Source organism: Rothia sp. HMSC073B08 (genome assembly GCF_001812975.1).
Classification (GTDB): domain Bacteria; phylum Actinomycetota; class Actinomycetes; order Actinomycetales; family Micrococcaceae; genus Rothia; species Rothia mucilaginosa.
Genome location: NZ_KV811084.1, coordinates 50947 through 67348 on the forward strand (window position 1 = coordinate 50947; position 16402 = coordinate 67348).

A 16402-nucleotide genomic window follows, 5' to 3' on the forward strand; every position below is an offset into this window, starting at 1 on the left:
ACACGGCTGGTGCAGTGATGAACCAGCGCCTTATCCATGACACACAAACGCCCCACCCCTCACAATGAAGCTGAGGGACGGGGCGTTCGTGTTTAACGGTTCTCGTGTTTAACGGTTCGCGTGTGTGCGTTGTAAACCGGCGCTTAGCGCGGGCGGGAACCCAACGCTACACGGAACTTAACGCAGGTAGCGGTTCAAATCGTCTTCGTCATTGTTGGGGCCGCTGATGGGGCGGTCCGTGGGGGAGCCAGCCCAGAGCATGCCGCCGGTACCGAGCATCACGCCCAGCCACCAGAAGCTACCGGGGTTGTTGATAGCGGTCACTAGGCACACCAGCATCACGCCGATTGCGATAGGCAGGACAATGCGCTTGGCGCGCACAATCTTCGGGTAACGCTTGAAATAGGGGGTGAGCTCGCGGGCCATGGTGCTCCTTCTGGTCGTACCTTCTGGTGAGTGTTAGCGGGGTGCCGTGTACCCCGTGCTTCTACGATTTTAGGCTACTTGCTGAAGTCGTAGGACGTTAGGCGGTGGGGCGGGGAATCAGCATGTTGGTGATGCGCGCGGTGCAGGTGGTGCGGCCGCGCTCATCCACAATGTCGATGGAGTGGATGCACAGGGTGCGTCCGAGCTTGACGGCGGTGCAGGTTGCGGTAACCACGCCGGAGACTGCCGGGCGCACGTGGGTTGCGTTGATGTCCACACCGACTGCTACGAGGGTTTCGCCGCCGTGCACACCCGCGGAGAGCGAGCCGAGGGTCTCGGCGAGAACCACGTTGGCACCGCCGTGTAGCAGGCCGATGGGCTGGGTGTTACCGGCGACGGGCATGGTCGCGACGGTGCGTTCTGCGGTGAGTTCCTGGAACTTAATGCCCATGGCGGGGATGAGCTCGCCTAGGCCGCGGGGGAAGTAGGGGTGCAGGTGCTCGGGGATGCCGCTTTCGGTCAGCTGCGCCTTGATTTCTTCTGCGGTGAGGGTGGTGGGCGCTGCCGCGCGGACGGGTGCGTGCTGTGTGTTGTTTTCAGTCATGACTTCCAGTGTACTCCTTGGTTTTTGTTGCTTTGGGTGGGATAGCTTTTCGCGAGTGCTTCCGGGTACGAATCAGCCCCGCCTCCTACAGGGGGAAGCGGGGCTGAAAAACGCTATGTAAGCGGATGAGGATTAGGCGGAAATAGCTTCTGCCTTTTCGATGTCCTCGTCGCGGATTTCCTTATCGGGGTTCGCTCCGATTGCCTTGGAGATACGCTCGGTCAGGGCTGCGATGGTCGCGTCACCGGTCACGTTGGTTGCGGTGCCGAAGGAGTCCTGAGCCAGGTACAGGGCAATCATCAGGGCAATCATGGAGGCATCGAAACCAAGCATGGACTGCAGCAGACCGATTGCGGTCATCACGCCACCGCCGGGAACGCCGGGAGCGGCAACCATCATCACGCCGAGCACCAGAATCATGGGGATCAGGCTACCGAAGTCGGGGTGCTGACCGGTCATGAACAGCACTGCCACCGAGCAGGAGGTAATGGTAATCATGGAGCCGGAGAGGTGGATGGTCGCGCACAGCGGAATCGCGAAGTCCACCACGCGGGGGGAGATGCCAGCCTTCTTCGCCGAACGCACGGTCACCGGGATGGTCGCAGCCGAAGACTGGGTACCGATTGCGGTGAAGTATGCCGGGAGCATGGTCTTGAGCATCTGGATGGGGTTGCGGCGGGAGACCGCGCCAGCCACCGAGTACTGCAGGGCCAGGGTGACCCAGTGCAGAATAATCACCATGACGAACACAAGACCGAAGACGGAGAGGATCTTCGCCACCTGACCGGCGAGGGTCATGTTTGCGAACACGCCCACAATGTGCACCGGCAGCAGGGGGATAATCACGTAGCCGAGCATCTTCTCAACGATGACCTGGAAGTCCTCGAAGAGGTTCAGCATCGCACGGGTCTTCAGTGCGGTAATGCCCAGGCCTAGGATGAAGGAGAGAATCAGTGCGCTCAGCACGCCCATAATCGGGGTCAGCTCGAAGGAGATGTAGCCCTTGGACAGTGCGTTCTCGGGGTTATCGAAGGAGGCGAGCTGCTGACCCTTCAGGATGATGGGGTAGAGCAGCAGTGCGCAGGTCAGTGCCAGGAAGCCAGCAAGGATGCTGGAGATGTACGCCAGACCCACGGTGATGCCGAGCATCTTGCCCGCACCCTGCGCGAGGGAACCAATGCCGGGCACGATGAAACCGATAATAATCAGCGGAATCGCGAAGCTCAGGAAGGCACTGAATACGGTCGAGAAGGAGACGAAGAGCTGCACAATGAGGTCGGTGGGGATGGCTGCGCCGGTTGCGTCATTGATGCCGCTAATCATTCCGGGGGTCAGCATGCCGATGAGCACACCCGATGCGATCGCGATGATAATCCACGCGAGGAGGGGAAGTTTTTTGAGTGCCTTCATAGGTTTCCTAAATGAGGGTTCGTTGTGTGTTAAGCGCGGGAGGTGCCCTCACGGTCCGGTGGATCCTGCCGGTGAATTCTGGGTAGAGTTCTGCCTATGAATACACGGGGTGTGGGGGTTCCTACGCTGGAGGCGATAATAAGGTTATATATTATCTGGAAACCGTATTATTATCCACCTTACATAGTGGCTTGGGGCACATTTTTTGGGGGAAAACTCACCAAACGCACCCCACCGGCACCTACATATGAGGTAAAACTCTTTCCACACACCCCGTTATTCCGCTATATGGCACAGCACCGGCACCCAACACGGCGCGGGCGCCTCCCCACAGTCCTAACCGGCAGCCACCACAAAACCCGCAGCCACGAAGCCAACCACCAAGAAAACTCAGACTCGATACACTAGAGGAGTGACTACAGAGAACAAAACCCTCCTGCTCATTGACGGACACTCCCTCGCCCTACGCTCCTTCTTCGGCATCTACACCATGGCCGAAAAGACCGGACAGCACATCTTCGTGCGCAGCGACGGCCAGCACACCGAAGCCGTCCATGCCTTCCTCTCCACCCTGCTGAGCATCATCAAAGACAACCAGCCCAGCCACATCGCCGTAGCCTTCGACCTGCCCGGCGGCACCTTCCGCACCGCCGAATACGGCGAATACAAGGGTGGCCGCAACGCCATCCCCGAAGCCTTCAACGGCCAAATCGACCTCATCAAAAAGATGCTCGGCGCGCTCAACATCCCCGCGCTCACCTACGAAAACTACGAAGCCGACGACATCGTCGCAACCCTCACCCGCCGCGGCACCGAAGCTGGCTACAAGGTCCTCATCCTCTCCGGCGACCGCGACATCTTCCAGCTCGTCACCGACGACGTCACCCTGCTCTACCCGGTCACCACCGGCCCCTCCAAGGGTATTCAGCGCATGGACCCCGCCGCCGTCGAAAAGAAAACCAAAGTACCCCCGCACATGTACCCCGACCTCGCCGCCCTCACCGGCGAACAGGCGGACAACCTGCCCGGCGTACCCGGCGTGGGCCCCGGCTTCGCCGCCAAATGGCTCGGCGAATACGGCTCCCTCGACGCCGTCATCGAGAACAGCGACAAGATCGGCGGCAAGAAGGGCGAAGCACTACGCGAAAATATCGACAACGTAGTACGCAACCGTCGCCTCAACCAGCTCGTCAACGACCTCGACCTGAACGTCACCCTCGAAGACACCGCATTCACCCCCGACCTGGATGCACTCAACACCTTCTTCGACGAGGTGGAGTTCCGCACCATCCGCAAGCGTGCCGCCGACACCCTCGGCCCCATCGTGCGCGCCGCTGGATCCGCAGGCTCTGCAAGCTCCATCGCAGAAGCAGGGGAGGAGGGTGCCATCAAGAAGGCGCCCACCGGCCCCGTCTACGCACCCATTGCCACCAGCGCACCCACCAAAAACGCAGACGCAGCAGCATTCCGCGCCTTCTGTGCCGCCGCAGCCGAAGAAAACTACGGCACCGACGAACAGGGCGCGCCCATCGCCGTACCCGAACGCCTCGAAGGCGCTGTGACCCTCTACCCGGTCACCAACCTGCCCGTAGCGCGCCCCGCCATCGGCGACGCACCCGCCGTCAAGGTCACCAAAACCAAGATCCGCGCCGCCGAAGAAAACCCCGAACTGCTCGGCGTGCTCCTCACCAGCAAGAACACCAGCCTCTGGATCGACACCCGCACCATCGACCCGGAACTCGACGCCGCCCTCGCCGCCTGGCTCTCCGACGAAGCCGCCCGCAAAATCGTCATGGACCTGAAGGTTCAGCGCAAACTTCTGCGCGCCTACGGCTACGAACTCGCCGGCGCCGTCGAAGACCCCGCACTGTCCTCCTACATGTGCGGCTTCATTCCCACCGCAACCCGCAAGCTCTTCTCCGAACGCATGGAAGACCTCGCCGAACGCTACCTGTGGATCCCCAAGGACCCCTACGCGCAGCTCGTCTTCCAGCCCGAAGAAGAAGAGGCAGAACCCTCCCTCTTCAGCATGCCCGGCGAAGCCGAACCCGTCGATAACCTGCGCTACTTCACGCAAATCAGCCGCATCATCCACGAACTCGCACGCCTGCTGCACTTTGAAATGGAAGAACATGGCCAGCTGAAGGTCTACGAAGAAATCGAACTGCCGCTACTTTACGTCCTCGCAGACATGGAGCAGGCAGGCATCGCCGTGTCCGATGCGCTCCTTGCCGAACTGCACGACACCTTCTCCGCACGCGCTGCCCAGGCGCAGGACGCCGCACGCACCATCATCGGCGACACCGTCCAAACCGACGACGGCGACACCGTCCAAACCGACGACGGCGAAGAACCCCTCAACCTCGCCTCCGTCAAACAGCTGCAGACCGTGCTCTTCGACAAGCTCGCCCTGCCGCACACCCGCAAAATCAAGTCCGGCTATTCCACCGACGCCGAATCCGTCACCGAACTGCTCACCAAAATCTCCCCGGAGTCCGACGGTGCCGCATTCCTCGGTGCGCTCGCCGCCTACCGCGACAACATCAAACTCGTACAGACCGTCGAAGGCCTGCAGAAAGCAGCCGCCGACGACGGACGCGTGCACACCACCTTCCAGCAGGGTGCCGCCTCCACCGGCCGCCTCTCCTCGACCGCGCCGAACCTGCAGAACATCCCGATCCGCACCGAAGAAGGCCGCCGCATCCGTGGCGCCTTCATCGTCGCGCCCGCACCCATCGATGGTGTGGAGTACGAGGGTCTGCTCACCGCCGACTACTCGCAGATCGAAATGCGCATCATGGTGCACCTCGCCGCCGACGAGAAGCTCATCGCAGCCTACGAAGCGGGGGAGGACCTGCACCGTTACGTCGGCTCCGAAGTCTTCGGCGTAGCCCCCGAAGAAGTCACCCCCGAGCAGCGCTCCAAGGTCAAGGCAATGTCCTACGGCCTGGCATACGGCCTGTCCCGCTTCGGCCTCGCCAAGCAGCTGAACATCAGCTCCGACGAAGCAGGCGAACTGCGCACCAACTACTTCAAACGCTTCGGACGCGTGGGACGCTTCCTGCGCGGCGTGCTCAAGCAGGCACACCAGGACGGCTACACCGAAACCATTTTTGGCCGCCGCCGCGTGCTGCCCGACCTGGACTCGCCCAACCGTGTACGCCGAGAAGCCGCCGAACGCGCCGCCCTCAACGCCCCGATTCAGGGCACCGCCGCGGACATCATCAAGATCGCCATGATCAACATTCACCGCCGCCTGCGCGAAGAGGGCCTGAAGACCCGCATGCTGCTGCAGGTGCACGACGAAATCATCCTCGAAGTCGCCACCGGTGAGCGTGAAGCCGCCGAACGCGTGCTGGTCGAGGAGATGAGCGGTGCCGCCTCCCTGCGTGTTCCTCTGGATGTGCAGGTCGGCTGGGGCAAGTCTTGGCAGGAGGCGGGCCACTAGGCTCAACTCCTCAGTTTCCGCTTGGAAAAGCTGGGTCGCTTGGCTCAGCGGGGGATGCACGGTTCCGCGTGGAAAGACGGTTATCGTCCTCGTTCCTACAAGTAGGGGGTGGGTGGGTACGCTATACCCTTCCTTCGCTCCTGCAGGGGAACCCACCCTCTCGGGTGCTCCGCTCTTCCTTGCTTCGCTGCGGAGAGCACCCGAGAGGGTACCCTGATGTCGCTTCCGGAGGGTATAGCTACCCTGCGTTCCGGCTAGGCCTGGCGCGTCGCGTGGAAGGGCGGTGTCGTTCGTAGTGACATCAGGGTGCCCGAAGCGAAGCGAGGGCGGGTGCCCCTGTAGGAACGAGAACGAACGCCGTCCCTCAACTTCACAAGCAAACAAAACCGCAAATAAGTACGGGAATTCCGGGCGCGTAACCATTGACGACACGCCCGGGATTCCCGTACACTATTAATCGCGTGTACCAACGTACGGGTTTTCTATGCTCTTTTTCTCCTTAAGAAAACGGGGAGAAGACGGGCACAGACTGCTCGTGCACCCTGCTTGAAGCATCTGCTTCCGGTGGGCGGTACACATTGTAAGTATCCGTCAGCTCGACGTTTCCTCACCCCGTTCAAAGGCGTTAGCGGTCCTATACCGTGCGCGCCGGGCTGAAACAGTGAGCCGGTCGGTGCCTCCACCCGGAGGTGTTGAGCGGCGAACCGGCAGCGTCGACCTATTAGAAATCCAATTGGAGCCCTCACTACATGAGCACCAACATCCCTCAGGTCGCAATCAACGACATCGGCGACGAGCAGGCATTCCTCGAGGCAGTCGAGAAGACCATCAAGGTCTTCAACGACGGCGATCTCGTCTCCGGCCAGGTTGTTAAGATCGACCACGATGAGGTTCTGCTCGACATCGGTTACAAGACCGAAGGCGTCATCCCCTCCCGCGAGCTGTCCATCAAGCACGACATCGACCCCTCTGAGGTTGTCGAGCTCGGCTCCGAGGTTGAGGCACTCGTCCTCACCAAGGAGGACAAGGAAGGTCGCCTGATCCTCTCCAAGAAGCGCGCACAGTACGAGCGTGCATGGGGCGACATCGAGAAGGTCAAGGAAAACGACGGCGTCGTTACCGGTACCGTTATCGAGGTTGTCAAGGGTGGCCTTATCCTCGACATTGGTCTGCGTGGCTTCCTGCCCGCATCCCTCGTTGAGATGCGCCGCGTCCGCGACCTCGCTCCCTACATCGGCCAGCAGCTCGAAGCTAAGATCATCGAGCTGGACAAGAACCGCAACAACGTTGTTCTGTCTCGCCGTGCATACCTGGAAGAGACCCAGTCCGCAGTCCGCTCCTCTTTCCTCAACGAGCTGGAGAAGGGTCAGGTCCGCGAGGGCGTTGTCTCCTCCATCGTCAACTTCGGTGCATTCGTGGACCTGGGTGGCGTGGACGGTCTGGTTCACGTTTCCGAGCTGTCCTGGAAGCACATCGACCACCCGTCCGAGGTTGTCGAGGTTGGCCAGCCCGTTACCGTCGAGGTTCTCGAGGTGGACCTGGACCGCGAGCGCGTGTCCCTGTCCCTCAAGGCAACCCAGGAAGATCCGTGGCAGGCATTTGCTCGCACCCACGCTCTGGGTCAGATTGTTCCCGGCAAGGTCACCAAGCTCGTTCCCTTCGGTGCATTCGTGCGCGTTGAGGACGGCATCGAGGGCCTCGTCCACATCTCCGAGCTGGCAACCCGCCACGTTGACCTGGCTGAGCAGGTCGTCTCCGTTGGTGAAGAGGTCTTCGTTAAGATCATCGACATCGACATGGACCGCCGCCGCATCTCCCTGTCCCTCAAGCAGGCAAACGAGGGCGTTGACCCCAACGCTACCGAGTTTGACCCCGCTCTGTACGGCATGGCTGCAGAGTACGACGAGGCTGGCAACTACAAGTACCCCGAGGGCTTCGACCCCGAGGCTAACGAGTGGCTGGAAGGCTTCGACGCACAGCGCGAGGCTTGGGAAGCACAGTACGCAGAGGCACAGGCTCGCTTCGAGGCTCACAAGGTTCAGGTTGCTAAGGCTCTCGAGGCTGACGCAGAGGCTGCAGCAGCAGCTCCCGCAGCAGCTGAGCCCGCACCGACCTCCTACTCCTCCGAGGAGCCCGCTTCCGCAGGTACCCTCGCATCGGATGAGGCACTGGCTGAGCTCCGCAAGAAGCTGACCGGCAACTAATCTGCCGCTCAGATGAGCACTCATCAGGCGTTATAGCCGATAGGTAACCCCGTACGGGGTGCCTAGAGCAGAGGAACCCCCTCATCTCCCGTTTGGGAGGTGAGGGGGTTCTTTGCGTTATTGGGGGTTTAGGTGAGTCAGGGTTGGGGGCGTTGGGATCCGGGGTACGTGCCCGGTGTTGCTGTGCTCTGTATTGCTGCGCCCCGTGTTGCTGGGGAGGATTTTAGGCGGCGGTCATCTGCTCCCAGACGGCGCGCACCTGCTCGGCGGTCTCCTCCAGCGAGCCGCCATTATCAATAATCCAGGTTGCGACCGCCTCACGCTGCTCGTCGGTAGCCTGCGCGGCGATGCGGGCGCGCGCATCCTCCTCACTCATGCCACGCGAAGATACGAGGCGCTGCAGGCGAGTCGCCAGGGGAGTGCGCACCACGACCACGCCCTCGAAGGCGGACGGGTCGCCGGTCTCCACGAGCAGAGGAATATCCTCCAGTACCACGCCGCTAAACTCGGGTTCGGACTGCGCCTGCTCCACCAGTTGCGCGGCACGCTCACGAATAGCGGGATGCACGATCGCGTTCAGACGCAGGCGCGCCTGCTCATCATTGAACACGATACGCGCCAGGGCGGGGCGGTTGAGGCGGCCGTCCTCATCGAGCAGATGCTCGCCGAACTCCGCGACCGTGCGGGCGAGCACCGCCTCGCCGGGCTCCATGAGGGAGCGGGAGATAGCGTCCGCATCCACCAGGAATGCGCCCTGCTCAACGAAGAGGGATGCGATGGTGCTCTTGCCGCTGCCGATACCGCCGGTGAGGGCGTAACGGCGCAGGGCAGCGGAGGCGGGGGAAGAAGGCTGGGACATGGACGGTGCTCCTGACGGGCTGTGCCACAATAGATAGGTACTGATTAGAGGAGGACACATGCAGGAAGAAACTCGCGCCAACCGATACCTTGTGCCGCGCGGCGATGAGCCCTATGAGAGCCTCCTCGAAATTAAGCGTAGCGAATTTATTGGTCACATCAAGCGCGTGAGCACCGTTGAGGAGGCGCGCGCCTACATTGAGTCGGTGCGCAAGACCTACCACGACGCCCGCCACGTGTGTTCGGCGTTCATTATTGGTGCTGACCGCGATATTCAGCGTTCCTCCGATGATGGTGAGCCCGCCGGTACCGCCGGTGTGCCGATGATGCAGGCGCTGCTGGCACGTCAGACCCGCGAGGATGGCACCACCGACCTGTCGGATGTGGTTGCGGTGGTCGTGCGCTATTTCGGTGGCATTAAGCTTGGCGCGGGCGGTTTGGTGCGTGCCTACACTGATTCGGTGGTGCAGACCCTGGATGGTGCGCTATTCGATTCGCGTGAGCGTCTGCGTGTGGGTCAGGTGCCCAGTTCGCATGCGGATGCTGGCCGCCTGGAGAACGAGATCCGTGCCGCCGGTCTGAACGTGCTGGGTACCGAGTACGGTGCGGAGGGTGCCACGATTTCTCTGGGCGTGTTTGACCGCCCGGAGGAGCTGGCGCGTGCCGAGGAGCTGGTGGTGAGCTTGAGTTCCGGTGCGGCGAGTGTGACCTGGGGGGATACGCAGTGGGTGGATTTGCCGGTCTAGGTTGCCGGCCCCTAGATTCCCAATCCTAGATTTCTGGTCCTAGATTTCCAGTCCCATATTTCCGGGCTAAAGCACCCGTATAAAGCCCTCAAAACCCAAAAGGTAGTCCAACCTTAGTTAATAGTTACTCTAACCCTAGTAATTGCCTGCTAAAGCTGATAGCCTAAAAAGCGTTGCGGAACGCACACGCCCCTCCACGGCACGGGCAACGGGTTCATTACCAGCGGTAACCCAGCCCGACGCCTCCACGAGGGAACGCGTGCGCCCGCACTGACGGGCAGGGCTCAACGCTGACATCTCAGCGCCGAGAACTGGGTACTATCTCAGCGCTGAGGTCCTGATGCTGACGTCTTGAAGCTATAGCTTAGTTGCTCAAGGAACGAGGCACAGCTGTATGCCGGTACTATACGATCCGGCAGACGGTCGAGTGTGTGCACGAACCATCTGCCGGTAGGCGCTGAGCCCCGCCCGTCACCTTACGAAGAATCAGCTAACGAACGCTCTGAAGAGCGCAAGGTCGTGAAAACGTGACGCAGTCGGGAACCTACCGAGAACAAACAAGCGAACAAGCAGGCAAGAACTCACCGGAGTTCTCCGCGGGCAGCCGCGGCGGTACCGCAACCCTCAACCGCGGGGGAGCGCGCCTCCCCAAGAGGGGCGTAGCCGAACAGCTTGAACCCGCCACCGTCGCCCAGCTACTCAACGCCTACCGCCAGCAGAACCTCGGTACCCTGTTGAGTGTGCTCACGCAGCGTCCGGCAGAATTTGCCCGCCAGCTCGGAAGGCTATGCCGCGTCTTCCCCGAACACGTTCAGGCTATCGCCCAGGCGTTCGGCACCGTGGGCCGTGCCCTGCCCATTGACGAGCTGGTGCGCCTACACAACCGCTACTCCAACGCCGCCCGCGGAGTCGGCGAACACCTCAGCCTGGACAACTCCGGCGTGGCGCACCTGGTGCAGAGCCCCGCGCTCAGCCGCGAAGGTGCGGGCCACCTGCTCATGGCGATTGAACTCTGCCTCGCCGGCAGGATGCGCGGGCTCACCATCGCCATGCCCTCCACCGAGGCGTTCACCCCGGCTGAGCAGGCACCGAGCCTTGGCTCCTGCAACCCCGCCCTGGACGGCGCCCTCAACGCGTTCGAACCGGCAGGCTGGGAACCCTTCCACCTGGACGGCAGTGAGGTGCTACTCGCGACCGGTGTGCGCGATGTGCCCGACGGCTACGAACTGTCCCTCTGGCTACTCGACGACGACTATCGGTGCCGCGCCCGCATTGAGCGCGGCGCCCCGCAGGTGTGCGTGGCAAGCTTCTACGACGAGGAAGTCATCACCCGAACCGTGGAAGAAACCGGATCGGGTGAGGCGGGTCTGGTCGAGAACTACCGCGTGGAGGAGTACGCGGAACTGGACTTCCTCAACGCTATGGACCGGCAGGTGCGCTATGTGGCGGTTACCGCCGCCGTGGGGGAGCCGCTGCTGGCGGCGCTGAATGAGAAGGGCACGGTGCCGAATAGTATTCCCGACCCGGCGGCTTTCGCGAACGGTGCGGGCGCCTCCCGATTTGAGGGGAGTATCCGCCCGGACATCCGCACCGCCGCCGTGGTTGGTAAGGGCCTGCGCACCGTCAACCACCGCGGTATGCTGCCCGTGTTGGGTGTTCCGAACCGTACCGTGTGCGCGGTGATTGACCTGTACAAGCAGCGCATCTGCGTGCCCGGCGTGGGTATTCCGCGCGGGTTGAGTGTGGAGGATGAAGAGCGCACCATGCAGCTGATTTTGAGCGCCCTGAACGGGTACCTTCCGCTGACGAACCGGGCGCTGATGAGCCTCGCCGGAGCCACCGTGGAGGTGCGCTAAATCCTTACCCGCGAGGTGCCCCACTGGCATGTACCCACTGGCGCGTAGCCACCGGTGGGGCAGGGGGTATTGCGAGTGATTATATTGCGCCAGCAGAAAAGGGTGACCAATTCTGGGACGCATTGGGCGGCTTTCCCCTAGGATGGATACATGAGTTACGCACCCGAAATTAACCGCATCGTCGCCCCCTTTGAAGTGGTCAGCCCCTTCCAGCCTGCCGGTGATCAGCCGAAGGCTATCGCCGAGCTCACCGAGCGTGTGCAGAACGGTGAGAAGGACATTGTGCTGATGGGCGCTACCGGTACCGGTAAGTCCGCGACCGCAGCCTGGCTGATTGAGGCGGTGCAGCGTCCGACTCTGGTGCTCGTGCAGAATAAGACTCTGGCGGCGCAGCTGGCGAATGAGCTGCGCGAGCTGCTGCCGAATAATGCGGTAGAGTATTTTGTCTCCTACTACGACTACTACCAGCCTGAGGCGTACGTGCCGCAGACCGATACGTTCATTGAGAAGGACTCCTCCATCAATGAGGAGGTGGAGCGTCTGCGCCACTCGGCGACGAACTCCCTGCTGACTCGCCGTGACGTGGTGGTGGTTGCGACCGTGTCCTGCATTTACGGTCTGGGCACGCCCGAGGAGTACATTGAGCAGATGGTGACTTTGCGTCGCGGTGAGGAGATTGACCGCGACGAGCTGCTACGCCAGTTCGTGGCGATGCAGTACGCGCGTAACGATATGGACTTTCACCGTGGCACGTTCCGTGTGCGCGGCGATACCGTCGAAATCATCCCCATGTACGAGGAGAACGCGATCCGCATTGAGTTCTTCGGTGATGAGATTGAGGCGATTTACACCCTGCACCCGCTGACCGGCGAGGTGATTCGCGAGGAAGAAGAAATGTATGTCTTCCCCGCAAGCCACTACGTTGCCGGTGCTGAGCGTATGGCGAAGGCTATTACCTCCATTGAGGATGAGTTGCGCGAGCGCCTGCAGACCCTCGAGTCCCAGGGCAAGCTGCTGGAGGCGCAGCGTCTGCGCATGCGTACCACCTATGATCTGGAAATGATGGAGCAGATGGGCTTCTGCAATGGCATTGAGAACTACTCGCGCCATATTGACGGTCGTGCTGCAGGCAGCGCCCCGAACTGTCTGCTGGATTATTTCCCGGATGATTTCCTGCTGATTATTGACGAGTCGCACGTGACGGTTCCGCAGATTGGTGCCATGTACGAGGGTGATATGTCCCGTAAGCGCACCCTGGTTGAGCACGGTTTCCGTCTGCCGTCGGCGATGGATAACCGCCCGCTGAAGTGGGAGGAGTTCCTGGAGCGTATCGGTCAGACGATTTACCTTTCGGCGACCCCCGGTAAGTATGAGCTGTCGCAGGCTGATGGTTATGTGGAGCAGATCATTCGACCCACCGGCCTGATTGACCCGGAGATTGTGGTCAAGCCGACCAAGGGTCAGATTGATGACCTGCTCGAGGAGATTCGCGTGCGCGTGGAGCGCGACGAGCGCGTGCTGGTCACGACCCTCACCAAGCGCATGGCGGAGGATCTGACCGAGTACTTGTTGCAGCACGGTGTGAAGGTGCAGTACCTGCACTCTGACGTGGATACCCTGCGCCGTGTGGAGCTTCTGCGTGAGCTGCGCCTGGGCACCTTTGATGTGCTGGTTGGTATTAACCTGCTGCGTGAGGGCTTGGACCTGCCCGAGGTGTCCCTGGTTGCGATTCTGGATGCCGATAAGGAAGGCTTCCTGCGTTCGACCACTTCGCTGATTCAGACGATTGGTCGTGCGGCGCGTAACGTGTCCGGTCAGGTGCACATGTACGCCGATAAGATTACGGATTCTATGCGCGTGGCGATTGATGAGACGAACCGCCGCCGCGAGATTCAGCAGGCGTACAACCGTGAGCACGGCATTGACCCGCAGCCTCTGCGGAAGAAGATTGCCGATATTACGGATGTGCTCGCCCGCGAGGAAGAGGACACCCGCGAGCTTCTGCAGCAGCGTAAGAGCGGTAAGAAGGGTGCCCGCACGGTGAGCGCGGGTGCGAAGACCGGTTCTGCGACCTCGTCGAAGATTGCCACGAGCACCCCGGAGTCGGAGGAGCTTCTCGCCCGTGCGGAGGCGCGCGTTCGTGCCGACGGCCTGGCTGCGGCACCCGCCGAGGATCTGCTGGATTTGATTGAGCAGATGAACGAGCAGATGCGCGTGGCGGCGGAGAACCTGCAATTTGAGTTGGCGGCGCGTCTGCGTGATGAGCTTGCCGATTTGAAGAAGGAGCTACGCCTGATGAAGGAGGCGGGTCACGCCTAAACCCGGTGTTCTAAGCCCGGCGTTTAGGGGCCGACGTGGGTTTTTCGCCATGAGGTAACTCATTGTTCATGAAGTTCTACTGAGTGCAGATACATGCTGTACACTATCAAGGTGTTTTACGTGTCAAATAAAACCTTGATGCTTCCGAACGATAAAGAAAAATCTGTGACTATTTCTCATAACTCTTCAGACGCACACACCACGGGAGCTCGTTCCGTTACCCGCCGCAACCTCACCCGCGGCGCGCTCTGGGCTGTGCCCGCTATTGCCGCCTCCACGACGGTGCCCGCATTCGCTGCTTCGGCTGATGATTGCAAGACAGTACACGGCCCGGACTTCACCCAGGTCGGCGGCTGGATGATTACCAATCCCGCCAGTGGCGCCCTGCAGTCGCGCACCAAGAACAAGCCCGTGACTGCGCCGGAGACCGGTCAGGCGTGGTGGTCCATGGAGAACGCAACCTCACCGAACCCCGCAACGATTCGCCTCATGTCCGTGTACGAGGCGACTCACGGCCCCGAGGGCGACCTCAACCTGAACTGCGGTGAGTTCGTGATGTCCTACAACGTCTCCGCCCTGGAGGCGACGACCGGCACCACGCACCTGCACCCGTCCATGGACATTTACCTCTTCTCGCCCGAGGGTAAAATCATTGACCGCCAGATTTTCACGACTGACCCGACCGGCAAGGCAACCGTCATGACCCGCAACGGCAAGACTCAGACCGTTCAGGGTCAGGTCATTCCGTTTGCGTCGAGCGTGAATGATAAGGCGACCGGCATCTCCGCGCGTTTTGCGTTGCGTGGCAATACGCTCATGGAAGGCATGTACCAGTTCGAGGTGGTTATTACCGTCCCGACGATTCAGGAGAACGGCACGGTGGATACGAACAAGCAGGTCAACGCGATTGCTTTCACCCCGCCGACCTTCAACACGGTCTCCTAAATTCAACCTGGTCTCCTAACTGAATGAAATATAGAAGTAGCCCTCCCCGTAATAGTTCACGGGGAGGGCTACTTTTATGTGGGCTTGCGGCGCGTGCTGGTCTGCGCGGTGTCAATCTGCGCGTGCTGGTCTGCAATGCGCCGCGTTCTATACTGTGTCTTTTTTACGCTGTGCCTTTTATACGTCGCCGTTCTCTAGTGCGGCGGCGTCGTAGCGCTCGCGGGCTTCGAGTACCGCCTGCATATTGTCCTGCGCCCAGTGACGCAGGGCGGTCATCGGCTCAATGAGGGTCGTACCGAGCGCGGTCAGTTCGTAGTCCACACGCGGCGGAATGGACGCGGTGACCCGGCGTTCCACCAGGCCGTCGCGTTCCATAGAGCGCAGGGTCTGGGTCAGGACCTTGGGGGAGACGCCCTGAATCATCGCCTTGAGCTCACCGAAGCGGGCGACGGGCTGCTCGGAGAGCGCCGCAACAATGAGCGGGGTCCACCGGTCGGTGAGGTGGCGCATCACGGTGCGGGAGGGGCAGGCGCTGGCGAGAATATTGGCGGGCAGGTCGTCCTGCGGGGTGCGGGCGGCTTCTATGGTTTCTCGTGTGGGGGAGGTGAGCGTGGTGGTCATAGCTGCTGTCTTTTCAATCTGCTGAGGGGCTGTTTTGCGGGGGTGGTGAGGGGCGCGAAAAATATTTTTAAATATTTTCCATACAACCCCATTAGTTACCTTGAGGTACCCAGTTTCTAATAGATACTATAAAACCATCACGCGGAACACCGCAAGAAAAACTACAGAAGACCTACCCGAAAGGAACCCCTCATGAACATCGCAATCATCGGCGCAACCGGCATGGTCGGCGCACGCACCGCAGCAGAAGCAATCTCCCGCAGCCACCGGGTCGACGCCTACACCCGCTCCGGCAAGGCACCCGAAGGCGCTACCGCCCACAGAATCGACCTTGCAGACACCGCGGCACTGGTCGACATCGTCAACACCCACGACGTCACCATTGTTGCCGTCCCTGGCGGTCGCGGCACCTCCGCGCAGCCGATCATTGACGCACACCGCGCACTGATCGCGGCGGCGCCCACCGGTCGCCTGCTGGTCGTTGGCGGCGCTGGCTCCCTCGAGGACGGCAACGGCAACCGCTTCGTTGATGGCGAAGGCTTCCCGGAAGATTACAAGCCCGAGGCGAAGGCATTCGCCCAGATTCTCGACGAGTACCGCGCATCCGAGGGTCTGAACTGGACCATGCTCTCCCCGGCGTTCGAAATCGCACCGGGTGAGCGCACCGGCAAGTACAACACCGCGCTGGACACCCCCGCAGGCGAGTTCGTTAGCGCCGAGGACTTTGCGGTCGCCCTGATTGATGAGGCAGAAGAGCCCAAGCACGCGGGCCGCCGCTTCACCGTTGCCAACTAGACAGTGCCAACTAAAGACTGCGCTCATTGGACACTGCATCAGCTGATTATTGCAGCGCATTTAACTCCAGCTCTAGTTCATCCTGCTGGAATCATTCATAACTACTAATAGAAAACTACAGTACAGAAAGAAGACATATGTGGCTCTTCCGAGTTGAGTGTGGGTGACCG

At 61.1% G+C, this 16402-nt stretch carries 12 protein-coding genes; 7 read left to right on the forward strand and 5 right to left on the reverse strand.

Annotation, left to right across the window (positions count from 1 at the left end; translation table 11 throughout):
* Nucleotides 1-177 precede the first annotated feature (177 nt).
* The 3 genes from HMPREF2884_RS07285 to HMPREF2884_RS07295 form a co-directional block, all read right to left on the reverse strand.
* Entirely contained in the window at nt 178-426 is a 249-nt protein-coding gene (locus tag HMPREF2884_RS07285) for a hypothetical protein (protein ID WP_070616452.1), read from the reverse strand.
* 97 nt (nt 427-523) lie between these two features.
* Nucleotides 524-1030: a PaaI family thioesterase gene (locus HMPREF2884_RS07290; RefSeq protein WP_070616454.1), complete on the reverse strand. Its 507-nt coding sequence runs from the start codon at nt 1028-1030 to the stop codon at nt 524-526.
* Nucleotides 1031-1162: 132 nt separating this feature from the next.
* On the reverse strand, nt 1163-2440 hold the full coding sequence (locus HMPREF2884_RS07295; RefSeq protein ID WP_070616456.1) for a dicarboxylate/amino acid:cation symporter: 1278 nt from the start codon (nt 2438-2440) through the stop codon (nt 1163-1165).
* A 412-nt stretch (nt 2441-2852) separates the two neighbouring features.
* On the opposite strand from HMPREF2884_RS07295, the gene polA reads away from it, so the two are divergent.
* Together polA and rpsA are read left to right on the forward strand one after the other, a co-directional pair.
* Nucleotides 2853-5888 carry a DNA polymerase I gene (gene polA / locus HMPREF2884_RS07300; RefSeq protein ID WP_070616459.1) on the forward strand — a complete coding sequence of 1012 codons (3036 nt, stop codon included), beginning with the start codon at nt 2853-2855 and terminating at the stop codon, nt 5886-5888.
* Between the two features lie 749 nt (nt 5889-6637).
* Nucleotides 6638-8092 (forward strand): 30S ribosomal protein S1, encoded by a 1455-nt coding sequence (gene rpsA / locus HMPREF2884_RS07305; RefSeq protein ID WP_070616461.1) that lies wholly within the window; start codon nt 6638-6640, stop codon nt 8090-8092.
* A 223-nt stretch (nt 8093-8315) separates the two neighbouring features.
* Here rpsA and coaE read toward each other — a convergent pair whose 3' ends face one another.
* Nucleotides 8316-8951, reverse strand: a complete 636-nt coding sequence (gene coaE / locus HMPREF2884_RS07310; protein WP_070616462.1) for a dephospho-CoA kinase — start codon at nt 8949-8951, stop codon at nt 8316-8318.
* Nucleotides 8952-9009: 58 nt separating this feature from the next.
* On the opposite strand from coaE, the gene HMPREF2884_RS07315 reads away from it, so the two are divergent.
* From HMPREF2884_RS07315 to HMPREF2884_RS07330, 4 genes are all read left to right on the forward strand, one after another.
* Nucleotides 9010-9696, forward strand: coding sequence for an IMPACT family protein (locus HMPREF2884_RS07315; RefSeq protein ID WP_005506219.1), 687 nt, complete (start codon nt 9010-9012; stop codon nt 9694-9696).
* Nucleotides 9697-10223: 527 nt separating this feature from the next.
* Nucleotides 10224-11552, forward strand: a complete 1329-nt coding sequence (locus HMPREF2884_RS07320; protein ID WP_070616464.1) for a 2-oxoglutarate dehydrogenase — start codon at nt 10224-10226, stop codon at nt 11550-11552.
* Between the two features lie 150 nt (nt 11553-11702).
* A complete protein-coding gene (uvrB, locus tag HMPREF2884_RS07325; RefSeq protein ID WP_070616466.1) occupies nt 11703-13871 on the forward strand; it encodes an excinuclease ABC subunit UvrB in 2169 nt (722 codons plus the stop codon).
* Between the two features lie 165 nt (nt 13872-14036).
* Nucleotides 14037-14816 (forward strand): ornithinee aminotransferase, encoded by a 780-nt coding sequence (locus HMPREF2884_RS07330; protein ID WP_246827945.1) that lies wholly within the window; start codon nt 14037-14039, stop codon nt 14814-14816.
* Between the two features lie 177 nt (nt 14817-14993).
* Here HMPREF2884_RS07330 and HMPREF2884_RS07335 read toward each other — a convergent pair whose 3' ends face one another.
* Nucleotides 14994-15437: a winged helix-turn-helix transcriptional regulator gene (locus tag HMPREF2884_RS07335; RefSeq protein WP_070616470.1), complete on the reverse strand. Its 444-nt coding sequence runs from the start codon at nt 15435-15437 to the stop codon at nt 14994-14996.
* Between the two features lie 192 nt (nt 15438-15629).
* Between HMPREF2884_RS07335 and HMPREF2884_RS07340 the strand changes: the two genes are divergently transcribed.
* The gene (locus tag HMPREF2884_RS07340; RefSeq protein ID WP_070616472.1) at nt 15630-16232 is read left to right on the forward strand and encodes an NAD(P)-dependent oxidoreductase; all 603 of its coding nucleotides are present in this window, start codon (nt 15630-15632) and stop codon (nt 16230-16232) included.
* Nucleotides 16233-16402: the final 170 nt, after the last annotated feature.

Excerpts from the sequence above, each read along its gene's own strand:
- HMPREF2884_RS07285 (WP_070616452.1), bottom strand. The coding sequence starts at position 426 with ATGGCCCGCGAGCTCACCCCCTATTTCAAGCGTTACCCGAAGATTGTG.
- HMPREF2884_RS07335 (WP_070616470.1), bottom strand. The coding sequence starts at position 15,437 with ATGACCACCACGCTCACCTCCCCCACACGAGAAACCATAGAAGCCGCC.
- HMPREF2884_RS07290 (WP_070616454.1), bottom strand. The coding sequence starts at position 1,030 with ATGACTGAAAACAACACACAGCACGCACCCGTCCGCGCGGCAGCGCCC.
- HMPREF2884_RS07295 (WP_070616456.1), bottom strand. The coding sequence starts at position 2,440 with ATGAAGGCACTCAAAAAACTTCCCCTCCTCGCGTGGATTATCATCGCG.
- uvrB (WP_070616466.1), top strand. The coding sequence starts at position 11,703 with ATGAGTTACGCACCCGAAATTAACCGCATCGTCGCCCCCTTTGAAGTG.
- rpsA (WP_070616461.1), top strand. The coding sequence starts at position 6,638 with ATGAGCACCAACATCCCTCAGGTCGCAATCAACGACATCGGCGACGAG.
- coaE (WP_070616462.1), bottom strand. The coding sequence starts at position 8,951 with ATGTCCCAGCCTTCTTCCCCCGCCTCCGCTGCCCTGCGCCGTTACGCC.
- HMPREF2884_RS07340 (WP_070616472.1), top strand. The coding sequence starts at position 15,630 with ATGAACATCGCAATCATCGGCGCAACCGGCATGGTCGGCGCACGCACC.
- HMPREF2884_RS07315 (WP_005506219.1), top strand. The coding sequence starts at position 9,010 with ATGCAGGAAGAAACTCGCGCCAACCGATACCTTGTGCCGCGCGGCGAT.